The sequence below is a fragment of the Phytobacter cepae genome (assembly GCF_054165735.1).
Genome location: NZ_CM135107.1, coordinates 4,443,697 through 4,468,814 on the forward strand (window position 1 = coordinate 4,443,697; position 25,118 = coordinate 4,468,814).

25 protein-coding genes are annotated in these 25,118 nt (G+C 52.5%); 16 read left to right on the forward strand and 9 right to left on the reverse strand.

Annotation, left to right across the window (positions count from 1 at the left end; genetic code table 11):
• The first annotated feature begins 168 nt into the window (after nt 1-168).
• Both ACUY4Q_RS20860 and fhuF read left to right on the forward strand, forming a co-directional pair.
• Entirely contained in the window at nt 169-1,233 is a 1,065-nt protein-coding gene (locus tag ACUY4Q_RS20860; protein ID WP_458044580.1) for a GGDEF domain-containing protein, read from the forward strand.
• A 102-nt stretch (nt 1,234-1,335) separates the two neighbouring features.
• Nucleotides 1,336-2,124 (forward strand): siderophore-iron reductase FhuF, encoded by a 789-nt coding sequence (gene fhuF, locus ACUY4Q_RS20865; protein WP_458044581.1) that lies wholly within the window; start codon nt 1,336-1,338, stop codon nt 2,122-2,124.
• A 436-nt stretch (nt 2,125-2,560) separates the two neighbouring features.
• Here the strand turns inward: fhuF and ACUY4Q_RS20870 are convergent, their stop codons facing one another.
• Entirely contained in the window at nt 2,561-3,904 is a 1,344-nt protein-coding gene (locus ACUY4Q_RS20870) for a PTS sugar transporter subunit IIC (RefSeq protein ID WP_458044582.1), read from the reverse strand.
• A gap of 337 nt (nt 3,905-4,241) precedes the next feature.
• Here ACUY4Q_RS20870 and ACUY4Q_RS20875 point away from each other — a divergent pair, with 337 nt between their 5' ends.
• Nucleotides 4,242-4,700, forward strand: a complete 459-nt coding sequence (locus tag ACUY4Q_RS20875; protein WP_458044583.1) for a YbaK/EbsC family protein — start codon at nt 4,242-4,244, stop codon at nt 4,698-4,700.
• Between the two features lie 42 nt (nt 4,701-4,742).
• On the opposite strand, the gene bglJ is transcribed toward ACUY4Q_RS20875, so the two are convergent.
• Nucleotides 4,743-5,423, reverse strand: a complete 681-nt coding sequence (gene bglJ, locus ACUY4Q_RS20880; protein ID WP_458044584.1) for a DNA-binding transcriptional activator BglJ — start codon at nt 5,421-5,423, stop codon at nt 4,743-4,745.
• On the reverse strand, nt 5,372-6,106 hold the full coding sequence (locus tag ACUY4Q_RS20885; RefSeq protein ID WP_458044585.1) for a helix-turn-helix transcriptional regulator: 735 nt from the start codon (nt 6,104-6,106) through the stop codon (nt 5,372-5,374). The genes bglJ and ACUY4Q_RS20885 overlap by 52 nt, the downstream gene beginning before the upstream one ends.
• Before the next feature lie 506 nt (nt 6,107-6,612).
• On the opposite strand from ACUY4Q_RS20885, the gene ACUY4Q_RS20890 reads away from it, so the two are divergent.
• From ACUY4Q_RS20890 to opgB, 9 genes are all read left to right on the forward strand, one after another.
• Nucleotides 6,613-7,389, forward strand: coding sequence for a threonine/serine exporter family protein (locus ACUY4Q_RS20890; protein ID WP_458047408.1), 777 nt, complete (start codon nt 6,613-6,615; stop codon nt 7,387-7,389).
• Complete coding sequence (locus ACUY4Q_RS20895; protein ID WP_458044586.1) at nt 7,380-7,853, forward strand: threonine/serine exporter; 474 nt, start codon at nt 7,380-7,382, stop codon at nt 7,851-7,853. The genes ACUY4Q_RS20890 and ACUY4Q_RS20895 overlap by 10 nt, the downstream gene beginning before the upstream one ends.
• 66 nt (nt 7,854-7,919) lie before the next feature.
• Nucleotides 7,920-8,558, forward strand: a complete 639-nt coding sequence (locus ACUY4Q_RS20900) for a TetR/AcrR family transcriptional regulator (protein WP_458044587.1) — start codon at nt 7,920-7,922, stop codon at nt 8,556-8,558.
• A gap of 41 nt (nt 8,559-8,599) precedes the next feature.
• Nucleotides 8,600-9,049, forward strand: a complete 450-nt coding sequence (locus ACUY4Q_RS20905) for a MarR family winged helix-turn-helix transcriptional regulator (protein ID WP_458044588.1) — start codon at nt 8,600-8,602, stop codon at nt 9,047-9,049.
• Nucleotides 9,050-9,132: 83 nt separating this feature from the next.
• Nucleotides 9,133-9,561, forward strand: a complete 429-nt coding sequence (locus ACUY4Q_RS20910) for an organic hydroperoxide resistance protein (protein ID WP_458044589.1) — start codon at nt 9,133-9,135, stop codon at nt 9,559-9,561.
• 184 nt (nt 9,562-9,745) lie between these two features.
• On the forward strand, nt 9,746-10,285 hold the full coding sequence (dnaT, locus tag ACUY4Q_RS20915; RefSeq protein ID WP_458044590.1) for a primosomal protein DnaT: 540 nt from the start codon (nt 9,746-9,748) through the stop codon (nt 10,283-10,285).
• Between the two features lie 2 nt (nt 10,286-10,287).
• Entirely contained in the window at nt 10,288-11,025 is a 738-nt protein-coding gene (gene dnaC / locus ACUY4Q_RS20920) for a replicative helicase loader DnaC (protein ID WP_458044591.1), read from the forward strand.
• 76 nt (nt 11,026-11,101) lie between these two features.
• The gene (locus tag ACUY4Q_RS20925) at nt 11,102-11,590 is read left to right on the forward strand and encodes a YjjA family protein (RefSeq protein WP_458044592.1); all 489 of its coding nucleotides are present in this window, start codon (nt 11,102-11,104) and stop codon (nt 11,588-11,590) included.
• A 246-nt stretch (nt 11,591-11,836) separates the two neighbouring features.
• A complete protein-coding gene (gene opgB, locus ACUY4Q_RS20930; RefSeq protein WP_458044593.1) occupies nt 11,837-14,128 on the forward strand; it encodes a phosphatidylglycerol--membrane-oligosaccharide glycerophosphotransferase in 2,292 nt (763 codons plus the stop codon).
• Nucleotides 14,129-14,143: 15 nt separating this feature from the next.
• Here opgB and ACUY4Q_RS20935 read toward each other — a convergent pair whose 3' ends face one another.
• Both ACUY4Q_RS20935 and tsr read right to left on the reverse strand, forming a co-directional pair.
• The gene (locus ACUY4Q_RS20935; protein WP_458044594.1) at nt 14,144-14,956 is read right to left on the reverse strand and encodes a GNAT family N-acetyltransferase; all 813 of its coding nucleotides are present in this window, start codon (nt 14,954-14,956) and stop codon (nt 14,144-14,146) included.
• Between the two features lie 80 nt (nt 14,957-15,036).
• Nucleotides 15,037-16,698, reverse strand: a complete 1,662-nt coding sequence (tsr, locus tag ACUY4Q_RS20940; protein WP_458044595.1) for a methyl-accepting chemotaxis protein — start codon at nt 16,696-16,698, stop codon at nt 15,037-15,039.
• A gap of 354 nt (nt 16,699-17,052) precedes the next feature.
• On the opposite strand from tsr, the gene btsT reads away from it, so the two are divergent.
• The 4 genes from btsT to ACUY4Q_RS20960 all read left to right on the forward strand — a co-directional run bounded on the left by btsT (nt 17,053) and on the right by ACUY4Q_RS20960 (nt 21,062).
• Nucleotides 17,053-19,206, forward strand: a complete 2,154-nt coding sequence (btsT, locus tag ACUY4Q_RS20945; RefSeq protein ID WP_458044596.1) for a pyruvate/proton symporter BtsT — start codon at nt 17,053-17,055, stop codon at nt 19,204-19,206.
• Nucleotides 19,207-19,308: 102 nt separating this feature from the next.
• Nucleotides 19,309-19,512, forward strand: coding sequence for a YbdD/YjiX family protein (locus tag ACUY4Q_RS20950; RefSeq protein ID WP_097162536.1), 204 nt, complete (start codon nt 19,309-19,311; stop codon nt 19,510-19,512).
• A gap of 10 nt (nt 19,513-19,522) precedes the next feature.
• On the forward strand, nt 19,523-20,488 hold the full coding sequence (yjiA, locus tag ACUY4Q_RS20955) for a GTPase (protein WP_458044597.1): 966 nt from the start codon (nt 19,523-19,525) through the stop codon (nt 20,486-20,488).
• A 52-nt stretch (nt 20,489-20,540) separates the two neighbouring features.
• Nucleotides 20,541-21,062, forward strand: coding sequence for a VOC family protein (locus tag ACUY4Q_RS20960; RefSeq protein ID WP_458044598.1), 522 nt, complete (start codon nt 20,541-20,543; stop codon nt 21,060-21,062).
• 44 nt (nt 21,063-21,106) lie between these two features.
• On the opposite strand, the gene ACUY4Q_RS20965 is transcribed toward ACUY4Q_RS20960, so the two are convergent.
• The 4 genes from ACUY4Q_RS20965 to ACUY4Q_RS20980 form a co-directional block, all read right to left on the reverse strand.
• Nucleotides 21,107-21,415, reverse strand: coding sequence for a type II toxin-antitoxin system RelE/ParE family toxin (locus tag ACUY4Q_RS20965; protein WP_458044599.1), 309 nt, complete (start codon nt 21,413-21,415; stop codon nt 21,107-21,109).
• Nucleotides 21,390-21,671, reverse strand: coding sequence for a type II toxin-antitoxin system RelB/DinJ family antitoxin (locus ACUY4Q_RS20970; protein ID WP_458044600.1), 282 nt, complete (start codon nt 21,669-21,671; stop codon nt 21,390-21,392). The genes ACUY4Q_RS20965 and ACUY4Q_RS20970 overlap by 26 nt, the downstream gene beginning before the upstream one ends.
• Before the next feature lie 62 nt (nt 21,672-21,733).
• Nucleotides 21,734-23,281 carry a DNA recombination protein RmuC gene (locus tag ACUY4Q_RS20975; RefSeq protein ID WP_458044601.1) on the reverse strand — a complete coding sequence of 516 codons (1,548 nt, stop codon included), beginning with the start codon at nt 23,279-23,281 and terminating at the stop codon, nt 21,734-21,736.
• A gap of 403 nt (nt 23,282-23,684) precedes the next feature.
• A protein-coding gene (locus ACUY4Q_RS20980; RefSeq protein WP_458043069.1) for an IS3 family transposase occupies nt 23,685-25,042 on the reverse strand; the annotation gives its coding sequence in 2 pieces (ribosomal slippage) (nt 23,685-24,592 and nt 24,592-25,042; 1,359 coding nt in all).
• Between the last annotated feature and the right edge of the window lie 76 nt (nt 25,043-25,118).

Genomic DNA, 25,118 nt, shown 5'->3' on the forward strand with positions numbered 1-25,118 from the left:
ACTTTACTCATCTTCAGGTGACAGACATTCATGAAGGTGATAAATTAAGCGCCACTTAATTAAATCTAAACAATTTCGTCTTTTCGCGGTCACTTTTCTTCGCGTTATTTATCACTTTGGCAACCCATTAAATTATACATTGCAGATTAATAACGACTTTTTAAATATATGACAGCTCAATCCTGGCAATCGCTCTGTAAAAAGAAATATCGCTTATCACTTCGACTTTTCTTGTTACTCAATGTCATTTCAGCCCTGTTTTCTATCGCTCTGCCGCTCAGCAACCTGCGCGCGCTCACCCTGCCTTTGTGCCTGATCCTGGGCTCAAGTGGGCTTGCATTACTCTGGCAATGGCATTACCCCAAGAAGAAATTAAATATCACTCTGAGTTCATTTTTATTTGGCGGCCTGTGGGCCTGGCATGTCATTATTAAAGCCAGGGCATTGGAAAATAATGATTCTACTTATCTGCTAATTGCCCTATTAAGTGTTTTGTTTATTGGCGCCCTCGCCTTTTCAAATAATATTATCGCGTTTGTGCTGCACTCTTTCCCGGCCTTCGCTACCTGCCTTTGGTTAAGCAGTGGTGAAATGTCGATACGGCTGTGTTATGCCTTTGCGCTACCGCTGATCGCCATCTCCATACAGCATGTAATTCAGAAGCGTAACGATAATTTCTCACAGGCGTTGATGTATCGCCTGATGCAAGAGCGAAAAACGCTCAATGACCTAAGCATGCTCGATCCCCTTACTGGCCTGTACAATCGCCGTGGCTTACAGCACAAACTTGATAATCTGCTGGCGCTGGATGATGGCACGCGCTTTGTCCTGTTACTGGATATCGATCATTTTAAAGCCTACAACGATCACTACGGTCATATGATGGGCGATCAGGCGCTGATTCGGGTTTCAGCGGCCATTCGAAATGCCGTTCGCTCTCGTGACATCGTGGCTCGCTACGGCGGTGAAGAATTTATGATTTTGCTCAACAGCATCGATATCGAGCGCGCCCGCGCCGCAGCGGAGCGTATTCGCCAGCAGGTCTATGATCTCGATATTCCCCATATGTTTAACGAAAGTGTGGCCACGAATGTGACGGTGAGTATCGGTATCGCTCCGCTCGAAGACGGTGATATTGAAGAAGCGTTGAGTAAAGCGGATAAAGCGCTCTATGAAGCTAAGCATCAGGGACGCAATAATATTCTGGTGAGTGATGATTTACAGCTCGCCTGACAACGCATGATGCTTTCTTTACCATAAACATCTTGCTATCGGTTTTACCTCTGGCTAGGATTGGCAATCATTATCATTTAGATTTCCATCTATCCGGTCACTATGGCTTATCGTTGCGCACCGTTAAATGAATTCGTTATTCGACGCGTCAGGCATGTTTCAAACACTGACGCGTTGGCGAGCGCTGTGCGCGACACGCTAACCCGCCTGCGGCCGCATCTTTTAGATTTCATCAAGCTCAACGAACTTGCGCCCCGCAAGGCGGTCACGCTGACCGAGTGGCGGCGTCCAGCCTGGCTGGATGAATTAAAAGAAATTTATGCCAGGCATATCTATCAAAAACAACCAACATTGCCCTACGAAGGTAAACCCCTTCTTTCGCTCTGGGCGCAGTGGTATCTCGGGCTGATGGTGCCCCCGCTTTTGCTGGCACTCTTAACCCAGAAGCAGGCGCTGGATCTGTCGCCGGAACATCTTCACGTTGAGTTTCACGAAACGGGTCGCGCGGCCTGCTTCTGGATGGATGTGTGGGAGGACGACAGGCTGACTGCACAAGGCGATATCCCACGTATTGAAGCCCTGATTCGTGAAGCCATGCAGCCTGTTGTCGAGGCACTGGAGGCGACGGGTGAGATAAACGGTAAGCTTATCTGGAGTAATACCGGTTACCTGATTAACTGGTGCCTGGGGGAGATGATTCCGCTGTTGGGTGAAACGCGAGTGGCAGCCCTGCGTCAGTTCTGTTTCTTTGAGAAACACCTTTCTGATGGCAACGATAATCCCCTCTGGCGGACCGTTGTGACCCGAGAAGGCGCACTGGTCAGACGTACCTGCTGCCAGCGTTACCGCCTGCCGGATGTCCAGCAGTGCGGCGACTGCACGCTGAAGTAACCTTGTGCGGCCTGATGGCCTCACCCCTACCCTCTCCCACAGGGCTAAGGGATCCCCACAAAATAATACGAGCACGATCGGTCCCCTCGCCCCACCGGGGAGAGGGCCAGGGTGAGGGGAAAAATGCGGCTCTGATGGTCGTTCCGTTCACCTTATGTTCCTTGCTTCTCTGTCACGCCAGAACCCGTGAACGTGCCAGGGTGGTTCACCGCCGCGCATCCCTGCGCGTCGCCCCGGCCTTGCGGATACGCTTCGTCGATTTTCAGCCGGACCCTGTCATCGTGGTGACTGTTGTATTCTCATTGCGCCGTGATATCGCTGCAAAACCTAAGATTACTGGGGATTCCTCAGCCCACTGGGAGAGGGAGCAAACACTAAACAAACGCTAAAAAAGGCAACTTGCGTTGCCTTTTTGCTTTTATCTCCTACACACGGCTCAGGCCACCTGCTGTTTCTCTTCTTCCCTGCGTTGTGCTTCTTCGGCTTCCTGTTCCAACAGCTGCTTCTCGTAAACCTTAAAGAACGGGTAGTAAATGATGGCAGAGATCACCGCCAGAATAACCACCAGAATCGCCGCGCGGAAATCCCAGCCTAATGCCCACGCACCACCGATAGGTGCCGGTGCTGTCCAGGGTACAACAGAAATCACACGACCAATCAGATCCATTTTCATCGCCGCCCAGGCAACAATCGCATTTATCATCGGTGCCAGCAGGAATGGAATAAAGAACACCGGGTTCATGACGATCGGCGTACCAAAGATCACTGGCTCGTTGATATTGAACATGCTGGGTACCACGCTCAGCCGTCCGATTGAGCGTAAGTGCACGGATTTACTGCGCAGATAGCACAGCACCAGCCCCATGGTTGCACCCGAACCGCCGATCACAATGAAGAAGGTCCAGAACGCCTCCATAAAGATGTGTGGCAGAGGGGCACTTTGCGCCAGTGCCGTCTGGTTAAGACCGAGGTTGGTCAGCCAGAACATTTGCAGCATCCCGGAGACGATAGCCGCCCCGTGGATCCCCGCAAACCAGAGCAAATGACCAATCAGTACGGCCAGCAAGATCGCCGGCAGTGAGTCCGCCGCGGAAACCAGAGGTTTAAACACCGCCATAATGGCTTGCGGAATCAACATATCAAATTGGGTTTGAATAAACAGGCTCAGCGGATAAAGCGTCAGCACCACCACCAGCACTGGGATCAGTAAATCAAACGAGTTTTTAATCATCGGTGGCACCTGCTCGGGCAAGCGGATACCTATATTCCAGACCTTCAAAAGGCGCATCATTTCAACACAATAGAGTGCCACCAGAATAGCGGTGAAAATGCCGACGCCGCCCAGGCTGTCTACGGGCAGCGTACCATTGGTTTTCGGCGCAGCAACCAGCAGGAAGGCCATCAGGGCAAGCATGGCGCACATAAAGGGATCGAGCTGATGCGATTTCGCATAATGTTTGCCGAGGTTGTAGGCAATCGCCGCGCAGACATAGATGGACATAATCCCCATCGTCATATCAAACGGCGTGAGAATGCGCCCCTCATACTGCTTCGCCAGGTCAAGCCAGGCACGAGCAAAACCCCAGGTGGTATCAGGGGAGAAAGGGGGATAGGCAAAGACCAATAAGAATGAACCGACAATCATAAATGGCATGGCTGAGATAAAACCATCACGAATGGCCATGATATGACGCTGGGAAGAAATCCGCCCGGCTATCGGGCTGACGTAGTTTTCGATAAAGCGAAAAATCACGTTAAACACAGCATGGTTGGCAGACATAGCGGCTCTCCTGTCAGTCTAAATAATTCAGCGCAACAGCGATTACTTTGCCGTGCAGCAATCCATTTTTTGGGTTTAAGACCATGCTGGCTAACGAACCAGCATTACAACGAAGCAGGATACGTTTCATAGACGGCTCTTATTAATTATCAGAACAGAGGAAGTGACGGAGTCAGTATTAACCCCGCTTTGAAACACTGCAACCGGTTACTGTAACCGGTTTCCGCGATTGTGAAGGCGATCCAGAAATGCGCCGTAACGAGTTTGTTATGACAAAATATTTACAGGGATCACAGGCTTGTGACAGATTATTGAAGGTTATGTTCAGGAGAAGAAAATGAGTTTGCAGTCAGTGCGGCAATTCTTTGCCGACAATGCCCCCGATATTGACATCATCGAGCTAAATCAAAGTACGGCGACGGTCGCCCTTGCCGCCGCTGCACACAGCGTCGAACCGGGTCAGATAGCCAAAACCCTGTCATTGAAAATTAAAGATGAAGTCGTGCTCGTCGTTGCCAGGGGCGATGCCCGTCTGGACAACAAAAAGCTCAAATCAACCTTTGGTGCAAAAGCGCGGATGCTCAGCAGTGATGAAGTGGTCACCCTGACGGGGCACCCTGTTGGCGGTGTCTGTCCTTTTGGTCTGGAAAATCCATTAGCCGTGTTTTGTGATATTTCACTGAGGCATTACGAGGAAGTGCTGCCTGCCGCCGGAGCTATCCACAGCGCGGTACGTATTTCACCCCAGCGAATGGCTGAACTGACGCAAGCAAAATGGATTGATGTCTGCCTGTAAAAAAAAGCCAGGGTAATGACCCTGGCGTCGCTCAGCGTGTTATCACGCCACGGCAGAATCGGTGTTCTGCACAAAGGTAGACATGGGAACACAGGTAATAATATCTGCGGCATGGAGCAGAGCGACTTCAGAGTTAATCCCCAGCTTTGCCATCGCATTGAACTTGTGTGCCCGAACCGTTTTGATATTTCGATCCAGCATATGCGCTATCTCAGGGATCGACATCCCACGCGTCATGTAGCCTAAAATTTCATGTTCAGTCGGGCTGAGCATGCGGCTGCGGCTGACATACCAATGATTAATGACATTGTCATTTACCCGCCGGGTCTCTCCCAACAAGGTCACAAGCTGGCTGAGCAGTGCAGATAATGTATCTGATTTACTTAAAATACCGTGCAGCTCCTTTGGATAAAGCCGGCTAACCAGCCGTGCTTCACGATCGTCTTCTGCCAACACAATCCGCTGAATGCCCGGATGGGAAACCGAAAGCATATTTAAGCACATCAGACACTCTCGCCGGGGTTCACGCAAACCCGAAAGTGAATAGATGACGGAGAAAAAATCCGTCTTACTCATGGCTTCAATGAAAATCTGAGAATTTCTGAAAAAATGAAAACGGTATTTTTGGGTGGCGGGCGAAGATAAAAGATGGCGAAGGCCCGCCTCGCTCATCATGCACTTCTCGATGATGGCCACGTGTTTTTTGACTGAGGTGCGTTCCATTCTGAGCGTTCTCCATAGGCTGAAATTAGGTTCAGCTCTTTCATGCCTTCTGAACTATTTATCCATGCATACAATTCTGCGTTGCTGCGCAGTGATAAACGTCGCATCGCACTATTCTTTTGCGCGCTCACGGTTTTATTACTCTTTTTAAGCAGCATCGCGATTTGATTAATACCCCATCCTTTTCCCAGCAATCGCATCACCTTACGTTCAGAAAGCGTCAGCCGCTCCGTCTTTTCCCGGGATTCATCATTCTCGAGATAATCAGACGACAATAGCGTCTGGCTGATTTTTTCTGCCTGCCCGTTACCGTGGCGAATGGCAGCAATAATGCCTTCGACAGGCTCCATATCTGAAAGGAGCGTACTGCCCGGGCGCATGAGTAATTCAACCGCGGTAGGATAGAAAAAGCGGGAAACAAAAAACACCCAGTGAATATCAGCATGTTGATTGATAATTGAAAAATACTGCTCACATACATTTCTTGTATGCCGCTGATCGCCAGAGAGATCGGCAATGATTAAATCGGCACGGCGCAATTGCAATAAAGTGACTTCTTCCAGTGACCTGAAAAAAGTCATTTCATAATCGGGAAAGTGACGTTCCATAATGTCACTTAGCCCAACTTTTAACACCGGGACTCTACTAATGACTATTCCATACTTACATAGTTTTGATAACATATAACCTCCGCATCCATTCGCGAGTCTTATAAGATAAACAACGTGAATAATTTAAATAACGCCAACGACCTTGTTAGCAAAAAACACTAATGACATCGATAGCGAGGGTGCTGACCTGAGTCATATCAAATATAAAGTTGCAACAATTTGTGATTATAAAAACCGCAATTAATAGTGTCAACAAATAGCCGCGTACTGAAACAGGACAAAAGGCGATACCTGATAAATACTAATTTAAATAGCTATTAGTTCCTGATAATTAATTCATCTCTATTATATATAGAACCAGAAATTAGACATTTATACAGGCACACACGCCTTCCGGCGCCTGAATATTTCCGTTGCGACAGAGCGTCACGCCCTCCCGCGTCCTGGCAGTATTTTGTGATTTATTGCACGAATCTTGATCTGCTCCCGCGCCATCATGGGCACAACCTGTGCTAAAAATTAGCGATTCGTGCCACATCTTGTGGGACTTGAGCAACGTCACCAGGGCTATCATGCAGATGCAAGAAGACCAGTCATCACAACGGGCCATCACACGTCTGTGTATTCAGTGCGGCCTATTTTTATTGCAACACGGTGCCGAAAGCGCACTTGTTGAAGAGCTCTCTACGCGCCTCGGCCTGGCGTTGGGAATGGACAGCGTTGAGAGTTCAATCTCCTCAAATGCCATTGTGCTCACCACCATTAAAGACGGGCGGTGCCTGACATCGACACGAAAAAACAGCGATCGCGGCATTAATATGCATGTAGTGACTGAGGTGCAACACATCGTCATCATGACAGAGCACAAATTGCTCGATGCGCGCGATGTTGAAAAACGTTTCGCTCAGGTTAAGCCATTGCGTTACCCACGCTGGCTGGTCACGGTCATGGTCGGTCTTTCCTGCGCCTGTTTTTGCCGGTTGAATAACGGCGGCTGGGATGGCGCCTTTATCACCTTTTGCGCCAGCAGCGTGGCAATGTATGTCCGCCTGGTGCTGGCGAACCGGCATATGCATCCACAAATTAACTTTTGCATCACCGCCTTCGTTGCCACTACCGTTTCTGGCCTGATGCTGACGCTACCTGTTTTTATACATACCCCTACCGTCGCCATGGCGGCAAGCGTTCTGCTACTCGTTCCGGGTTTTCCGCTAATTAATGCCGTCGCAGACATGTTCAAAGGTCACATCAACACCGGCCTCGCCCGCTGGGCAATCGCCAGCTTGCTCACGCTGGCTACCTGTATCGGCGTGGTCATGGCAATGACTTTATGGGGGCTGCGCGGATGGATGTAATCTGGTTTTTACTGGCGCTTATTCAGGATATGTTGCTTGCAGCCATTCCGGCCGTGGGTTTTGCGATGGTCTTTAACGTGCCACACCGCGCGCTGCCCTGGTGTGCGCTGCTGGGTGCCATTGGCCACGGCACCCGCTTCGCTATGGTTTACTGGGGGTTCAACATTGAATGGTCAACGTTTGTCGCCTCGATGCTGGTCGGTAGCATCGGGATTCACTGGTCGCGTTGGTATCTGGCTCATCCTAAAGTCTTTACCGTTGCGGCGGTCATCCCGATGTTCCCCGGCATTTCAGCGTATACCGCAATGATCTCTGCCGTGAAAATTGGCCATCTTGGCTACAGCGAAGAACTGATGATTTTGCTGCTCACCAACTTCCTCAAAGCGTCATCGATTGTAGGCGCGCTGTCGATTGGCCTGTCGATTCCGGGATTGTGGATTTACCGCAAACGCCCACGGGTGTGAATTTTGAGTTATTGCGCCAGCGTGGTAAAAAATCCTTATCCCTAAGGTGGTTGATAAGGAAAAGATGTGGAACAGCAGGGTTTATATGCACCCGACGATTTTGATGAATCTCGGGTGAAAGACAAAATCTTCCTTAGCGCGATTGCGCTGTTCGCAGAATATGGCCTCAATGGCGCGCGCATGGAGCAGATCGCTGAAAAAGCGGGGACCACCAAACGCATGGTGGTCTACCACTATAAGACTAAAGAAAACCTCTACTTACAGGTTTTGGAGTATGTTTATGCCGCGATTCGCGCCAGCGAGAAAGCGCTAAACCTGACTACCCTCCCCCCCGTAGAAGCCCTGGTACATCTGGTTGAAAACACCTTCGACTATCACGCCGATCACCCGGATTTTATTCGTATTATCTGTATGGAGAACATGCAACGTGGGCGGTATATCCAGCAGTCGACCTGGCTACGCGATGTCAACCGGAGCGCCCTGACCTTGCTGGAAGATATTTTAGTGCGCGGGCAGAAGAAGCATCTGTTTAACCAGAGCGTATGTGCGCGTGACCTCCACCGGGTGATCAGCAGCTTTAGTTTCCACTATGTCGCTAACAGTTACTCCTTCTCCATGCTGTTTGAGGCTGATGAAGACCAGCAGCAGCGTCAGCACTACCGTCAAATGGCTGTTCAGGTGGTACTGCGTTATATTTGCCCATAAATAACTTGCAATTAAATCGTGCACTATCTATATTCATAAACATGAAAACAAAACACACCCCGAACGCGCAGCTTGAACTTGATAACCAGTTTTGTTTTGCACTCTACTCAACAAACCTGGCGCTGCATAAACTGTATCGGCAGTTATTAGCGCCGTTAAATCTGACCTACCCGCAGTATCTGGTGATGCTGGTGCTCTGGGAGAAGGATGATGTCACGGTGTCGGACATCGGCGAACGCCTTTTTCTCGACTCGGCGACACTGACGCCCTTGCTCAAACGTCTGGAAAGCGCGGGGCTTATTCGTCGCCAGCGCTCCCGTCAGGATGAACGCCAGGTGGTCATTACCCTGAGCGATGCCGGACGAGATTTACAGCAGCAGGCGCAATCTATACCGAATGCCGTTATGTGTTCGTTTGATTGTGACCACGCCCAGTTAATGGTACTGAAGCAGCAACTTGAAGTGCTTCGCCAACAATTTCAACGCGCATAACGCCCTCTTAACCGGGGTGCTATGCTGATAGATAAATAGCGCACTATAATATAGCAACCGACAAATACGATAAGGAACCTGTTATGTCTTTAGAAAAAGTGGTTTACACCGCAAACGCCAAAGCGACCGGTGGCCGTGATGGCCGTGCAACCTCTTCCGACGGCGTGCTGGATGTTAAACTCGGCGTCCCTAAAGAGATGGGCGGCATGGGCGGTGAAGTCACCAACCCGGAGCAACTGTTTGCCGCTGGCTATTCTGCCTGCTTCCTGGGCGCGATGAAATTCGTTGCTGGCCGTGACAAATTCACCATGCCGAAAGATGCCTTTACTGAAGCAAACGTCGGGATCGGTCCGTTGCCAACAGGTTTTGGGATTGAAGTTGAACTGAAAATCCACCTTGAAGGTATGGATCCAGCCGAAGCGAAAAAACTGGTCGATGCCGCGCATATCGTTTGCCCTTATTCCAACGCCACTCGTGGCAACGTTGATGTGACCTTAACGATCATCGCGTAATACGAAACCGGGCAGGCTCACGCCATCGATCCGGTAGCCAACACCATTGGGAAATACACAGCCGGGGCAACCCGGCTTTTTCGTCTCCATCTCCTTCCTCCGCTCTGTGTTACTATGTGTCATTATGCCTGCGAATCCGCCACGCGGTGCGCCCGTACTGTCTTTCATGTTTTGAGAATGCGTTATGTCTTCCAGAATCCTGACGTCCACTGTTATTGGTGTTGATGAATTTATACGCGATCACGCAAGCGCTCTGGCGCGAACGAATGAGGGCGCCGTAGCTGTCTTTGCGAATAACGCGCCGGCGTTTTATGCCGTCACGCCTGCACGTCTGGAACAATTGCTGGCCCTGGAAGCGCGTCTGGCACGCCCGGCCATTGATGTCGCACTGGATACCCAATTTTTTGACGAACCTTCTACTGCCCCCACGCGCATACCGATGGGCAAATTTCCCATGTACGCCGACTGGCAACCCGATGCGGACTTTCAGCGCATGGCGGCACTCTGGGGCATAGCCCTGGCCCAGCCCGTTACGCCTGAAGAACTGGCTGCTTTTGTCGCTTACTGGCAGGCCGAAGGAAAAGTCTTTCACCACGTTCAGTGGCAGCAGAAACTGGCACGTAGCGTACAGATAAACCGCAGCAGTCAGGGCGGTTCAGCGAAGCGCGATGTGAACGCTATTTCCCAACCTGATAATCATATTCCACCGGGATTCAGAGGTTAACGATGAAAAACGTCGGCGAATTGATGAAACGTCTGCAAAAGATGATGCCTGCAAATACTCAGCCCGCCTTTAAAACGGGCGAAGAGCTGATGGCCTGGCAAAAAGAGCAAGGTGAAATTCGTGCGGCTGCGCTGGCGCGTGAAAACCGGGCAATGAAAATGCAACGCACCTTTAACCGTTCCGGCATTCGTCCTCTGCACCAGAACTGCTCGTTCGAAAATTATAAAGTCGAGTGTGACGGGCAGATGCGCGCGCTGGGCCAGGCTCGCCAGTATGTCGCTGAATTTGACGGTAATATCGCCAGCTTCATTTTTGCAGGCAAACCCGGCACCGGGAAAAATCATCTGGCTGCCGCCATTTGTAACGAGCTGCTGCTGCGCGGGAAATCGGTTCTAATCATTACGGTGGCCGATATTATGTCTGCCATGAAAGAGACGTTTGGTAATCGTGAGAGTAGCGAAGAGCAGTTGCTTAACGATCTCAGCAGCGTCGATCTGCTGGTGATTGATGAGATCGGTATGCAAACCGAATCGCGTTATGAAAAAGTCATTATCAATCAGATTGTTGACCGACGATCTTCCTCGAAGCGCCCCACCGGCATGCTGACCAACAGCACCATGGATGAGATGAACAAACTGCTTGGCGAACGCGTGATGGACAGGATGCGGCTGGGTAACAGTTTATGGGTTAACTTCAACTGGGACAGCTACCGTAGCCGCGTGACCGGAAAAGAGTATTGAGAATTGTCCTCTGATTAAAGCGGGTCGCACGGGGTGTATACTGTCGACTTTGCCGTCACATCCAGGGTTCCAGATTATGTCATGTACCACTCGCCTTTTAAGCGCCATCGTTATCAGCGGCGCTCTCTTCTCCAGCACGACCTTTGCCGCCTCATGGCAAGACAGCCTTTCCAGCGCTGCCAGTCAGCTGAGTCAAAATAACGGCGCGCAGCAGGGTGGATTATCCCTGTCGTCGCTCACCGGTTTGCTCAACGGCGGCAGCCAGTCTTTAAGCGCTGATACCATGAACAATGCGGCAGGTATTATGTCGTACTGCGCCAAAAACAAGCTGGCTTCGCTGACCAACACCGAAAACATTAAAAACCAGGTGATGGATAAGCTCGGCCTGGGCACCACGGAGCAGAAGCAGGACACCAACTATCTTGAAGGCCTGCAGGGTTTGCTGAACACCAAAAACGGTGAACAACTTAACCTGAGTAATATTGGCAACACGCCGCTGGCGGAAAAAGTGAAAACCAAAGCCTGCGACATCGTGTTAAAACAGGGCGTTAACTTCCTGTCATAAGATTATCTTCTCGCGTTTGCCCACCGTCGGGCAAACGCGGTTCCCCCTTTGTGCTGTTCCCGCAATGCGGCCCGCCTTTTTATCCAGAAGCGACCGCGATCAAACTTCCGCTTATCTAAACCGATTCCTAATAACTTGCAAATAACGTGACACTACAATTGCAGCTGTGTTACATCGCCATTAAATTGTTTCACTTTGTTAATGATCGAGCACCAGCAGTGAGCTGGTCATATTGAGGAAAGCCGGTTGTCCGAGTTACTTTCAATTGCCCTGTTTCTCGCATCTGTGGTGATTTACGCATGGAAAGCGGGCCGTAATACCTGGTGGTTCACTGTCACCTTGCTGGTACTGGGCTTCTTTGTCGTGTTAAACATCACGCTGTACGCCAGCGACTACTTCACTGGCGAGGGGATCACTGACGCGGTTATTTACACGCTGACCAGCAGCCTGACAGGCGCCGGTATTGGCAAATACATTCTGCCTGGTGCAGGCATCGTGTTGGCTCTGATAGCTGTTTTTTGTGCACTGGGGTGGGTCCTGCGCCGCCGTCGCCATCGTCCTTACCACTTTGGCTATAGCCTGCTGGCACTTGCGCTGGCGCTCGGCTCCGTTGATGCCAGCCCGGCATTTCGTCAGATAACCGAACTGGTGAAATCTCAGTCTCGGGAAGGCGATCCCGACTTTGCTGCCTACTACAAAGAACCAGCGAAAAAAATTCCTCAGCCAAAACTCAATCTGGTTTATATCTACGGCGAGAGCCTTGAACGGACCTATTTCAATAACGACGCCTTCCCCGATCTTGCGCCAGAATTGGGCACGCTGAAAGACCAGGGGATGGACTTTTCCCAAACAGAACAACTGCCTGGAACGGATTATACCATTGCCGGTATGGTCGCTTCCCAGTGCGGTATTCCGCTTTTTGCCCCATTTGAAGGTAACGCATCCGCGTCCGTATCCAGCTTCTTTCCGCAGAACCTGTGCCTGGGCGATATCCTGAAGAATTCTGGCTATGAAAACTATTTCATCCAGGGAGCTAACCTGCGCTTCGCCGGGAAAGATGTCTTTCTGAAATCCCACGGTTTCGATAATTTGATCGGCGCGGAAGAGCTAAAAACGCAGGTAAAAGACCCGGCTTACCGTAATGACTGGGGGTTCTACGACGATACCGTGCTGGATGAGGTGTGGCAAAAATACGAGGAGCTGTCCCGCTCCGGCAAACGCTTCTCCCTGTTTGCCCTGACCGTTGACACCCACCATCCTGATGGTTTTATTTCCCGCACCTGTGAACGTAAGAGCTATGCATTTGACGGTAAACCGAATCAATCCTTCAGCGCTGTAACCTGTAGCCAGCAGCATATTGCTGCGCTTATCAATAAGATCAAAGCCTCACCCTGGTTTAAAGATACGGTGATCGTCGTCTCTTCCGATCATCTGGCCATGAACAACACCGCGTGGAAATACCTGAATAAAGAGGATCGTAAAAATCTCTTCTTCGTTATCCGCGGCGATGAAGAGCAGCAAGATACCCTGTCCATGAAGCGCAACACCATGGATAACGGTGCCACCGTGCTTGATATCCTTGGCGGTGACAACTTTATCGGCCTTGGGCGTAGCAGCCTTTCCGGGCAGTCACTCTCAGGCATCTTCCTGAACATGAAAGAAAAGGCCCTGGCCTGGAAACCCGACATCATCCGCCTGTGGAATTTCCCGAAAAAGATGGAAGCCTTCACTGTCGACCGGGATAAGCAGATGATCGCGTTCTCCGGGAGCAAATTCCGTCTGCCGCTGCTGGTGCGAGTTTCCGACAAGCGGGTCGAGCCCCTGCCGGAAAGTGAGTATTCGGCACCGTTGCGCTATCAGCTTGCTGATTTTGCGCCGCGGGATAAGTTTGTCTGGGTTGACCAGTGCTACAAAATGGCGCGTCTGTGGGCGCCGGAACTCGCACTCTCAACCGACTGGTGCGTCTCTCAGGGGCAGCTCGGTGGGCAGCAAAGTGTACAGCGGGTCGATAAGGCGCAGTGGAATGGCAAGACCGCGATAAAAGAAACGGTGATCAGCACCGATCGCTATAAGCAAAACATCGACAGGCTAAAAATCGTCGATGATGATATTCGCTACAAGGCAGATAGCTTCGTCTTCAACGTTGCCGGCGCGCCGGAAGAGGTGAAAAAGTTTACTGGGATCTCTCGCCCGGAAAGCTGGGGACGCTGGTCCAATGCCCAGTTAGGGAATGAGGTCTCCATTGAATTCAACGACCCGCTCCCGGCGAATTTTGACCTGGTGATCACCGCAAAAGCGTTTGGACCGAATGCCAATAAGCCAATCCCGGTGCGCGTAGGCAAAGAGGAACAGGTGCTTACGCTTGGCAACGACGTGTCTACCACTACACTCCGTTTCTCCAACCCGAGCCGCAGTAATACATTGGTGATTGTCCCGCCGGATCCGGTCTCGACGAATGAAGGCAATATTCTCGGCCACTCCCCGCGTAGCCTCGGGATTGGGATGGTGGAAATCAAAGTCGTGAATACCAACGGTTAAAAAATCCGGCGGGCATCACAGCACTGCCCGCATCTCCAACTGCCTGATATCCATCATCGAATACCCCGCTTGCGTAAACAGCGGGGTAAACGACTCCGGTACCGCCACCGGTGTACTCAGCCCGGCAAAACGGTGATGAAGAACCGTCAACATCTCGCGCGCAAACCCGTTACCTCGATATTCCGGCTCAACATAAATAAAACGCAGCGAGGGTGTATCCATCAACGTTGAAACGGCTGCATACGCATGCTTACGGTACTCATACACCTGAAAAGGCAGGGTGAGGAGCGAAAGCGGATCGAGTTGCCAGGGGAGCGTGTCTTTCACTTCACCCGCCGCTCGCCAGACCAGCTCAAGCGGATTCACATCGCGGAGTACGTTTTCCCCGGAGGCGGAAGAGGTCGCGCCCTGGTAGCCTCGCAGCACCCGATGTTGTTCAAAACCCAGCGCTCGATAAAGACCGATACCGGCAGAGTTATCTGCAATCACTTCAAGCCGCAGTTGTCTGACGCCCTTTTCTCTTAGTCTCTCGAACAGAGGTGCCAGTAGCCGCTTACTGATGCCCTTCCCCCTGTATGCAGGGCGCAGGGCATACGCCGCCAGCCGCGCGGTGTCGGCACGGCGTGTGATAATCGCTATCGCCACCAGCGTCTCCCCTTCCCACCAGACGCAAGAGTCGGTCAGGCTGATACCTTCCGCGCCGAAACGCAGGGCAAAACGTTCTGGGGTGAGAGAAACGGGTACGCTGTAGCCTTCGAAACACGCGCCTAAAAAGCAGGCAAGCTGCTCGCTACTGTAGTGAAGGGCGGAAAGGGGGGTAAGGTTCATAATGCGTCTCCATGTTTAAAACAAGGATAGCATGAGGGAGAGGCGTAAAACGCGCCCCGCATCAGCAGGGCGCATGGGGCTTAGAACGTTTCCCAGTTCTCTTCGCCACCGCTGGCTTTCGCCGCCAGTGGTTTAGACAAGTTAGGTTTGAGAAGCACCGGAGCCGCTGCGGTTTCGCGCGTCACACGACGCGTACGGAACACGGCAACGGCCTGCGTCAGACGGCTGGCCTGTTCTTCCAGAGCCGCCGCTGCAGCCGCAGACTCTTCCACCAGTGAGGCGTTCTGCTGGGTCACACGGTCCATCTCTGCCACTGCCAGACCGACCTGATCGATGCCGCGGCTCTGCTCATCAGAGGCCGAAGCGATTTCGCCCATAATGTCGGTCACACGGGTCACCGCACTGACGATTTCGTCCATGGTTTCACCGGCGCTTTCCACCAGGGTGGACCCCAGTTCAACGCGGCTCACGGAATCTTCAATCAGCCCTTTGATTTCACGGGCAGCCTGCGCACTGCGCTGGGCCAGGTTACGGACTTCGCCGGCTACCACCGCAAAACCACGCCCCTGCTCACCGGCACGTGCGGCTTCAACCGCAGCGTTCAGCGCCAGAATGTTGGTCTGGAAGGCAATACCGTCAATCACGCTGATGATGTCAGCAATTTTCTGCGAACTGGCGGTAATATCACGCATGGTCTGCACGACGTTATCCACCACCTTGCCGCCTTTCTGGGCCGTGCCAGAGGCACTCAGAGCCAGGTGGCTTGCCTGACGGGCGTTTTCGGCGTTCTGTTTCACCGTCGCCGTCAGCTCTTCCATGCTGGCTGCAGTCTCTTCCAGGGACGCGGCCTGCTGCTCAGTACGGGAGGAGAGATCGTTATTGCCCGCAGAGATTTCGCTCGCACCGCTGTAAATCGCATCGGCGCCGTTACGCACATCACCCACGGTACGCACCAGCTCGCTCTGCATATGACGCAGGCTTTCTGCCAGTTGTCCCATTTCGTTAGTGCCATGAACGTTGATCTTCTGCTCCAGATCGCCACCCGCAATATGACGGATATTTTCGATCAGGTGGTTCATCGGAGCAATCATGCCACGTTTGATGCCGACCCATGCTGCAAGGATAACCAACAGCACAACCAGCAAGACACTGATAATGATCCATACGGCCGTCGAGTAAGAGCTATTGCTCTCTTCTACCGCAATCGCGTAGAGACGATCGTTTTGTTGCAGGTAATCAACATACGGCTTTTCGAAGGCATCCTGGTAACCCTGGGTCGGCTGATCGAAGAACTCATTGATTTTGCCTGCGCCCAGCAGCTGAATCAGCTCAGCCAGTGCATTGTGGTAAATGTCGTAAGTACGATTGATTTCCGCTGCCGCAGCCTCGCTCTGACGTGGATCGCGCGGGGTAGATTGATACGCCTTCCAGTTCACCTCCGCTTGTTTCAGCGAGGTGCTGGCGATCTGCATCAGCTCGTTAACCGTGGCGCCGCTGCCAATCTGATTCTGATCCATCATGTAGCGGATCCCGGCGCGGTTCAATGTGTTACGCGTTTGCAGCAGGGAAACCCAGCTGGCATTCAGCGTCGACTGCTGTTGACGAATGGTTTGTAAAACGGTGAAGTTTTCTTTGTCGTGCTTGAGTGCATTAAAGAACAAGCCGCCAGAGGTGAGTTGCAATAGGCCAAAAAGTCCCAGTACCAAGAGTAAACTGGTGACAAGTTTCATACGGTTTAACATGTTTTTTCATCCCTTTTCCAGATATCAAATTTTCGGCCTGGAAAGCGAAAACTTTATAGTCAGATCTGCTAAAAACCGATTGTTTACACTAACAATTTTGCAACATGTTGTTTTATAACCGCAGAATAAAATCAGGGTAACTGCCCAACGGGGCGTGATCGTCATCACACAATCTCAACCGCTTAACGCCGTATAAAACCGCTTACTTGCATGGCTGACCGCTTACCCCCGCTTTCCCACCACTCAGTCAAATCGCCCCCTTTTTACGCTTGTAATTTGTCATGATCGCCACCAGCAAAAATCGACTTTCAACACATCAACTCTCATTCCATTTTTCTGATAATCAGGTCTGATATGGATACTAAAAAGCTATTCAAACATATACCCTGGGTGATTCTCGGCATCCTCGGCGCCTTCTGTTTATCCGTGGTGGCGTTACGCCGCGGTGAGCACGTCAGCGCGCTGTGGATTGTGGTTGCCTCTGTTTCTGTTTACCTCGTGGCCTACCGCTACTACAGCCTCTACATCGCACAAAAAGTGATGAAGCTGGACCCGACGCGCTCCACTCCGGCAGTCATCAACAACGACGGTCTGAACTACGTGCCAACCAACCGCTACGTGCTGTTTGGTCACCACTTTGCGGCTATCGCTGGCGCAGGTCCGCTGGTTGGGCCGGTTCTCGCGGCGCAAATGGGTTATCTGCCTGGCACGCTGTGGCTACTGGCAGGCGTGGTGCTGGCCGGTGCGGTGCAGGACTTCATGGTGCTGTTTATCTCTTCTCGCCGTAACGGCGCGTCTCTGGGTGAGATGATTAAAGAAGAGATGGGCCGCGTTCCAGGCACCATCGCACTGTTCGGTTGTTTCTTAATCATGATCATTATCCTTGCCGTACTGGCACTGATCGTGGTGAAAGCACTGGCCGAAAGCCCATGGGGTGTGTTCACCGTTTGTTCCACCGTACCGATTGCCCTGTTTATGGGTATCTACATGCGCTTCCTGCGCCCCGGTCGTGTGGGCGAAGTTTCTGTAATTGGTATCGTGCTGCTGGTGGCCTCCATTTACTTCGGCGGCATCATTGCCCATGACCCGTACTGGGGCCCGGCGCTGACCTTCAAAGACACCACCATCACCTTCGCGCTGATTGGCTATGCCTTTATCTCCGCGCTGCTGCCGGTCTGGCTGATTCTTGCACCACGTGACTACCTGGCCACCTTCCTGAAAATCGGTGTGATCGTTGGTCTGGCGCTGGGTATTGTTATCCTGAACCCGGAACTGAAAATGCCTGCGGTTACGCAGTACATTGACGGTACCGGTCCACTGTGGAAAGGGGCCATGTTCCCGTTCCTGTTCATCACCATCGCCTGTGGCGCCGTTTCAGGCTTCCATGCGCTGATTGCTTCCGGTACCACACCGAAACTGCTGGCCAACGAAACCGATGCCCGCTTTATCGGTTACGGCGCCATGCTGATGGAATCTTTCGTGGCAGTGATGGCGCTGGTTGCCGCGTCTATCATCGAACCGGGCCTCTACTTCGCGATGAACACCCCGCCTGCGGGCCTCGGCATCACCATGCCGAACCTGCATGAAATGGGTGGCGACAACGCCGCCATGATCATGGCGCAGCTTAAGGACGTCAGCACACACGCGGCAGCGACCGTCAGCTCATGGGGCTTTGTCATCTCTCCTGAGCAGATCATGCAGACCGCGAAAGACATCGGCGAACCCTCTGTTCTGAACCGTGCCGGTGGCGCACCGACCCTGGCGGTAGGTATCGCTCACGTCTTCCATAAAATCATGCCGATGGCAGACATGGGCTTCTGGTACCACTTCGGTATCCTGTTTGAAGCGCTGTTTATCCTGACCGCACTGGATGCGGGTACCCGTGCGGGCCGCTTTATGCTGCAGGATCTTCTGGGTAACTTCGTGCCGTTCCTGAAGAAAACCGACTCTCTGGTTGCCGGCATTATCGGTACCGCAGGTTGCGTTGGTCTCTGGGGCTATCTGCTGTATCAGGGCGTGGTCGATCCGCTGGGCGGCGTGAAGAGCCTGTGGCCGCTGTTCGGTATCTCTAACCAGATGCTGGCCGCCGTGGCGCTGGTACTGGGTACCGTTGTACTGATCAAAATGCAGCGCACCAAATACATTTGGGTCACCGTGGTTCCGGCTCTGTGGCTGCTGCTGTGCACCACCTGGGCGCTGGGTCTGAAACTGTTCAGCACCAACCCGCAGCTGGAAGGCTTCTTCTTCATGGCTAACCAGTACAAAGAGAAAATTGCCGCAGGCGGCGCTGACCTGACTGCCCAGCAGATTGCGAATATGAACCATATCGTGGTGAACAACTACACCAACGCGGGCTTAAGCATTCTGTTCCTGGTGGTGGTCTACAGCATCATCTTCTACGGCATTAAGACCTGGCTGCAGGTGCGTAACAACACCGTGCGTACCGATAAAGAAACGCCGTACGTGCCGGTACCTGAAGGCGGCGTGAAGACCTCTTCACACCACTAAACCCGTCTTTCCCCCTCTCCTTTTGGGGAGAGGGCCGGGGTGAGGGGAACAACGCCCGGTGGATTCACATCCCCGGGCTTTATTCGTTATCTGGAACCTATAATGTTTGGTAACTTAGGTCAGGCAAAAAAATACCTCGGTCAGGCGGCGAAAATGCTGATTGGCATTCCGGACTATGACAACTACGTTGAACATATGAAGACCAACCATCCGGATAAGCCGTATATGACCTACAACGAATTCTTCCGTGAACGCCAGGAAGCGCGCTACGGCGGAAGTGGCGAAGGCGGCGTGCGCTGTTGCTAATGGAGGCAAAATGACACCGATTGCAGTCACTCTACTCACCGGTTTTCTCGGCGCGGGCAAAACCACCCTGCTGCGCCACATTCTCAATGAACAACACGGTTTTAAAATCGCCGTCATTGAAAACGAGTTCGGCGAAGTCTCTGTTGACGATCAGCTGATTGGCGACCGGGCGACGCAAATTAAAACCCTGACCAACGGCTGCATCTGTTGTACCCGTTCAAACGAACTCGAAGATGCACTGTTAGACCTGCTCGATAGCCTCGACCGAGGCGACATCGCCTTTGACCGCCTGGTGATTGAGTGCACCGGCATGGCCGATCCCGGCCCGATCATTCAGACCTTTTTCTCCCATGAAATTCTCTGCCAACGCTACCTGCTGGACGGCGTGATTGCGCTGGTAGACGCGGTACATGCCGACAAGCAGATGGACGAGTTCACCATCGCTCAGTCCCAGGTGGGCTACGCCGACCGCATTCTGTTGACCAAAACCGATGTCGCCGGTGAGAGCGAAAAGCTGCGTGAACGCCTCGGCCGCATCAACGCCCGCGCCCCGGTGTATACCGTGACTCACGGGGATATCAACCTGGCCGCCCTGTTCAACACCAGCGGTTTTATGCTGGAAGAGAACGTCCTGCCCGGCAAACCGCGTTTTCACTTTATCGCCGACAAGCAAAACGATGTCTCATCGATTGTGGTGGAGCTGGACTACCCGGTGGATATCAGCGACGTTTCGCGAGTAATGGAAAATCTGCTGCTCTCCTTTGCCGATAAGCTGCTGCGCTACAAAGGCATGCTGTGGATCGATGGCGAACCCAACCGCCTGCTGTTCCAGGGCGTGCAACGACTTTATAGCGCCGACTGGGATCGCCCCTGGGGTGAGGAAACCCCACACAGTACGCTGGTGTTTATCGGCATTCAGCTTCCTGAACAAGAGATCCGCGATGCTTTTGCAGGGTTGATGCGTCCTCAAAAATAGCCCGTATACACGAAATGCTATGCTTTTCAGAGATGCATCAACAGGAGGCTCAATGAAGCACAGCATTCGTGGAATCGATCATATCGGCATAACAGTCCCGGACATTCAGGCTGCAACGGCGTTTTTATCTGCCGCTCTCGGGGCGGAATTGATTTATGAATCGGTGGGGCTGGAGGATGAAAGCCCGGATGAACAGGCGCAGCAAAAAACGCTGAATCTGGTCCCTGGCACGGTGGTGAAAGCCGTCAGAATGCTCAAGCTACATCATGGGCCGGGTATTGAGCTGTTTCAGATGCAGGGGCCATCGCAGCGTGAGCCGCTGCGTCCGAATGATTTCGGCTTACAGCATTTTGCGGTTTACAGCGATGACGTAGACGCCGCTCTGGCGCGTTTCTCTGACGCAGGCGGCGAGGTGTTCACTCAGCCTCAGCCGCTGGGCTTTCCCACCGAAGTGGGAGACGGCAACGTGTTCTGCTATGGCCGCACGCCCTGGGGCACGATCATTGAATTTATCTCGACCCCGTCGCCTATGCCCTATGAGCAGGAAACGCCGCTTCGCAGATGGAAACCCTGATAATCACTCAAGTGTATGATTAGAGACAGATAAACCTGAATCATTTAATCAAACAATTCTGCATGCGTGCCTAAATCGGTAAACACCACCAGGTGTTTGCCGTATTCAACTTTATAGATCAGCAAATAATCCCCGCCCAAATGCAACTCTCTGAAACCTTGCATATTCCCTGTTAAGGCGTGGTCATTGTAGTGCGCTGGCAGTGGATTGCCTGAAAGAACCATCGTCATTACAGCGGCAGTTTCATGCATGTCTCTGCGCCCGGCTTTGTTATAGCGCTCCCAGGCTTTGATAAAAGATCGCGTATAGTCCGATCGAAAGGGCAAGCTAGTCCGTTTGCTTTTTACCATCATTCAGGCTGTCCATAAGCTGCTGCGCACTCTCAAAGCGTCCATGCTGGTGCGTGATAATCTCATCTGCTTCGCGCATTGCTGTTAGCAAACGGGCATTAGGTTTGCGGGTAACTTCGAATGGCAGCCCGTCATTTTTCACTATTTGCTCAGCGAACAAACGGATAGCCACGCTCCAGCTCAGGCCACAGCCTTCAAGCACCGAACCGGCACGCTCTTTAAGCCCTTTGTCGATCCGCGATCGAATAACAGAGTCCATAGATCCTCCTCATTTGTAGCCACATTGTAGCTACAAGATGAAGATAATAAAATCTGAAAAAGTTACGCGCTAACTGGCCCATTTAGGGTGATATCGCTGGATTGGCTCTCACTCCCGTTCGGCACAATATCACTCTCAGGTTCCGTCAGCGCCTCGGCAATCAGCGTCAGGCGCTCATGTTCAAAGTCCCGATGCGACAGCTCCAGCTTCGGTAGCTCTTTATTGACCTTCTCGGAGAGTTTGCCAAAACGTTCCACTTTGCCGTACAGCCCCTGGTTGCCCACCAGTGCAGTGATGGTAGCGTTATACTGATTGCTGGCAGTAGAGAGCGTGCCGCCGAGCTTGCCTAATCGGTCTGCCACCAGACAGACGTTATTGAAGATTTCCCCAGCGCGTTCGCTGATTTCCCGTGCTTCACTGTTGCTGCGCTCAATCATCCACAAATTGGAAACGGTACGCAGAATAGGGATAAGCGTCGTGTGAGAGACCAGCACAATGCCTTTACGATAGCCATATTCAAACAGCCCTTTGTTGGTTTTCAGCGCCTCGATGTAGGCTGCTTCGATAGGCATAAACATCAGCACAAAACTGGGGCTGCGAATGCCCGCCAGGTTGGTGTAATCCTTCGAGGCAAGATCGTCAATGTGACGGCGCACCGCCATAATATGGTCGTCCATCGCCCGCGTTTGTTCGTCCGGCGTCTCAGCAGAACAGGCGCGGTCGTAGGCATTGAGAGAGACTTTGCTGTCGATGATGATGTGTTTGTTGCCCGGCAAACGAATCAGGTAATCCGTCTGTTTGCGCTTACCCTCTTCGTCCCGGAAGGCGCTCTGCACTTCGTAATGCTCTTCTTCTACCAGCCCACTCATCTCAAGAGTGCGTCGTAGCTGCGCCTCCCCCCAGGCCCCGCGCTGTTGAGAATCCCCCTTCAGGGCGGAGGTCAGGTTGGTCGCCTCGGCGCTCATCTGCAGGCCAATCTCCAGCACCTTTTTGATCTCGGCATTGAGGTCGGCGTTACCGCGAATTGAGGCGTCATGCACCTCGTTGACCCGTTTCTGGAACCCTTCAATCTGTTCGCGGAACGGCTTGAGCATGTCGTCCAGGCTGGTTTTACTGGTGGTGGTAAAGGTTTTGCCCTTCTCTTCGAAAATCTTGTTGGCGATGTTTTCAAACTCGCGCGACAGAGACTTTTTGGTCTCATCCAGATTCGCTAACTGTGCCTGAAAATGCTGCTCGCGCTGCGTCAGGGTCGTTTTCAGCTCGGTATAGTCGTGGTCAAGCTGTGCTGACAGACGACGTTCATCCGTTAATTGATCCTCTGTTTTTCCCAGACGCTGGAGTAGTTCTGCCGTTCGCGATTTGAGGTCGTTTATCTGCTGGCGAAGCACGCTGGTCTCTACGTCCAGTTGGTGCTTTTCATTGCGTAGCGCTTCGGCTTTCCCTTCCTGCTCACGCAGCATTTTTTTCGTTGCTGCCAGTTCGTCTTCGGCCTGGTCGTTGTCGTGTTCAAGGGCGGCAATTTTTTGCGCGAAGGTTATCTTTGTCAGCAGCCAGCCAAAAACGCCCCCTGCCAGCGCAGCCAGCACGGCAGCCATTATCGTGAGTGTCATGTCAGTCATTCCTTTCTCCCTTGTTTCTGCGACTACCATACCCGTGGCACATCAGGATGCAATCATTGCTTATGCGGCCTGCTCAGCTTTTCTCTCTCGCCCCTTTGGGGCTGAGGAATCCCCGGTAATATTACGTTTTACAGCGATAACATTGCGCCTGGGAATAAAACAGTCACCGCGATGACTGGGTCCGGCTGAAAATCGACGAAGCGTATCCGTAAGGCCGGGGCGCCGCGCAGGGATGCGCGGCGAGGGCGACTTTACAGGGACGTTACCTTCGCCCGTCCCCGATTAGCCTGAAGGAGAAGCTGAGTGGACCGCGCCAGCGGCGATTTTCCTGGCCGGGAGCCCGGGTCGCCAGGGTGGTGGCGGTTGCACTGAACCCCAGTTCCTGGACACTTTTTTATTCGTGTCTTTCTGCCTGAGCCCGGTATGCCACCGGGCTCATCCCGCCCGTTTTCAGGCTGATCCGTTCGTTATTGTAGTAGCGGATATACACCCTGATATCGCGCTCCAGTTCTTTCACGGAACCGTATTTCTTACGGTAGTACATCTCCACCTTCAGATGGCTGAAGAAGTTTTCTATCACTGCGTTATCAAGACAGTTCCCTTTACGCGACATGCTCTGGGTTATCCCGGCTTTCTCCAGCATTAACCGCCATGCCGGTGTCCGGTAAGCCCAGCCCTGGTCGCTGTGTAATATCAGACCTTCTTTGTGTCTGCCGGCTTTCACTGCCCTTTGCAGCATCCTGCAGACCAGAGGCTGTGACGGGCTGGTCGACATATTCCAGGCCACGATTTCATTGTTGAACAGATCCTGCAGGGCAGACAGATACAGTTTCTGCCCCGCGGCCCGGAACTCCGTCACATCCGTACACCACTTCATCCCACTTCGTTCAGCGCTGAAGTCCCGGGCAAGAAGATTAGAGGATGCCAGCCCGGCATCCGGCATGTACGAGCGATATCTTTTCCGGCGCAGCTGACAGGTCAGGCCGTGTTCTTTCATCAGCCTGCGCACGGTTTTGTGATTGAGCATGAAGCCCTGATCACGCAGCGCTTTTGTCATTCTGCGGTAGCCATAACGCTGAGCATGCCGCTGGCTGATGGCCTTCATCGCGCTGACGGCCTCCGCATAACGTTCAGTATCATGTGCTGGATGCGAGACATGATAATAATACGTGCTGCGTGACAGTCGCGCGGCATACAGCAGGCAGGGCAGCCTGTGTGCCGCCAGTAATGACTGCACTATTCTGGTTTTTTTTGCTGCTCCCTGAGCGCGCTTTCCTCCCTCAGGGCTTTCAGCTTTTTTAAATAAGCATTTTCCGCACGCAGATATTCCAGTTCCCTCTGAAGCTCTCTCGGGGTCATTTCACTGAATGGCTTCGCGCCAGGAATGTACTTTTTCTGTGACATAGCGGGTCCGGGTCTGGCAGAGTGAAGCGCCTTTTTACCCCCTTTCCGGTAACGCCTCATCCAGTCGAGAATAAGGGATTCATTGGGGATAGCGAAGCGCACGGAAGCCTCCGCGTAGCTGCACCTGTTTTCAATGACGTAGCGGACAACGCGGAGCCTGAATTTTGCAGTATAGGCACGGGCAGGACGGTCCTCCAGCCCGGCTTTACCCAGGCGTCTGAAGGCCCGCAGCCAGCGGGTCAGCGGTGTCCTGCCAACACTGAACAGGCGGGCCGTTTCCTTGATAGAGGAATGCCCGGCCATGTAATGCTGAACAGCAGCAAGCCGGATGTGAAAAGGATATTTCATCGTACTGAACCTCCAGACTGAGAAATCTGGTGTCCAGGATCCTGGGTTCAGTGCACGGTGAACCACCCTGGCACGT

Excerpts from the sequence above, each read along its gene's own strand:
- ACUY4Q_RS20890 (WP_458047408.1), top strand. The coding sequence starts at position 6,613 with ATGCAAGAAGACCAGTCATCACAACGGGCCATCACACGTCTGTGTATT.
- ACUY4Q_RS20860 (WP_458044580.1), top strand. The coding sequence starts at position 169 with ATGACAGCTCAATCCTGGCAATCGCTCTGTAAAAAGAAATATCGCTTA.
- ACUY4Q_RS20895 (WP_458044586.1), top strand. The coding sequence starts at position 7,380 with ATGGATGTAATCTGGTTTTTACTGGCGCTTATTCAGGATATGTTGCTT.
- ACUY4Q_RS20935 (WP_458044594.1), bottom strand. The coding sequence starts at position 14,956 with ATGAACCTTACCCCCCTTTCCGCCCTTCACTACAGTAGCGAGCAGCTT.
- dnaC (WP_458044591.1), top strand. The coding sequence starts at position 10,288 with ATGAAAAACGTCGGCGAATTGATGAAACGTCTGCAAAAGATGATGCCT.
- ACUY4Q_RS20975 (WP_458044601.1), bottom strand. The coding sequence starts at position 23,281 with ATGACACTCACGATAATGGCTGCCGTGCTGGCTGCGCTGGCAGGGGGC.
- fhuF (WP_458044581.1), top strand. The coding sequence starts at position 1,336 with ATGGCTTATCGTTGCGCACCGTTAAATGAATTCGTTATTCGACGCGTC.
- ACUY4Q_RS20925 (WP_458044592.1), top strand. The coding sequence starts at position 11,102 with ATGTCATGTACCACTCGCCTTTTAAGCGCCATCGTTATCAGCGGCGCT.
- dnaT (WP_458044590.1), top strand. The coding sequence starts at position 9,746 with ATGTCTTCCAGAATCCTGACGTCCACTGTTATTGGTGTTGATGAATTT.
- ACUY4Q_RS20875 (WP_458044583.1), top strand. The coding sequence starts at position 4,242 with ATGAGTTTGCAGTCAGTGCGGCAATTCTTTGCCGACAATGCCCCCGAT.
- bglJ (WP_458044584.1), bottom strand. The coding sequence starts at position 5,423 with ATGGAACGCACCTCAGTCAAAAAACACGTGGCCATCATCGAGAAGTGC.
- ACUY4Q_RS20870 (WP_458044582.1), bottom strand. The coding sequence starts at position 3,904 with ATGTCTGCCAACCATGCTGTGTTTAACGTGATTTTTCGCTTTATCGAA.
- ACUY4Q_RS20905 (WP_458044588.1), top strand. The coding sequence starts at position 8,600 with ATGAAAACAAAACACACCCCGAACGCGCAGCTTGAACTTGATAACCAG.
- btsT (WP_458044596.1), top strand. The coding sequence starts at position 17,053 with ATGGATACTAAAAAGCTATTCAAACATATACCCTGGGTGATTCTCGGC.
- tsr (WP_458044595.1), bottom strand. The coding sequence starts at position 16,698 with ATGTTAAACCGTATGAAACTTGTCACCAGTTTACTCTTGGTACTGGGA.
- ACUY4Q_RS20970 (WP_458044600.1), bottom strand. The coding sequence starts at position 21,671 with ATGGACTCTGTTATTCGATCGCGGATCGACAAAGGGCTTAAAGAGCGT.
- ACUY4Q_RS20960 (WP_458044598.1), top strand. The coding sequence starts at position 20,541 with ATGAAGCACAGCATTCGTGGAATCGATCATATCGGCATAACAGTCCCG.
- ACUY4Q_RS20965 (WP_458044599.1), bottom strand. The coding sequence starts at position 21,415 with ATGATGGTAAAAAGCAAACGGACTAGCTTGCCCTTTCGATCGGACTAT.
- ACUY4Q_RS20950 (WP_097162536.1), top strand. The coding sequence starts at position 19,309 with ATGTTTGGTAACTTAGGTCAGGCAAAAAAATACCTCGGTCAGGCGGCG.
- yjiA (WP_458044597.1), top strand. The coding sequence starts at position 19,523 with ATGACACCGATTGCAGTCACTCTACTCACCGGTTTTCTCGGCGCGGGC.
- ACUY4Q_RS20885 (WP_458044585.1), bottom strand. The coding sequence starts at position 6,106 with ATGTTATCAAAACTATGTAAGTATGGAATAGTCATTAGTAGAGTCCCG.
- ACUY4Q_RS20910 (WP_458044589.1), top strand. The coding sequence starts at position 9,133 with ATGTCTTTAGAAAAAGTGGTTTACACCGCAAACGCCAAAGCGACCGGT.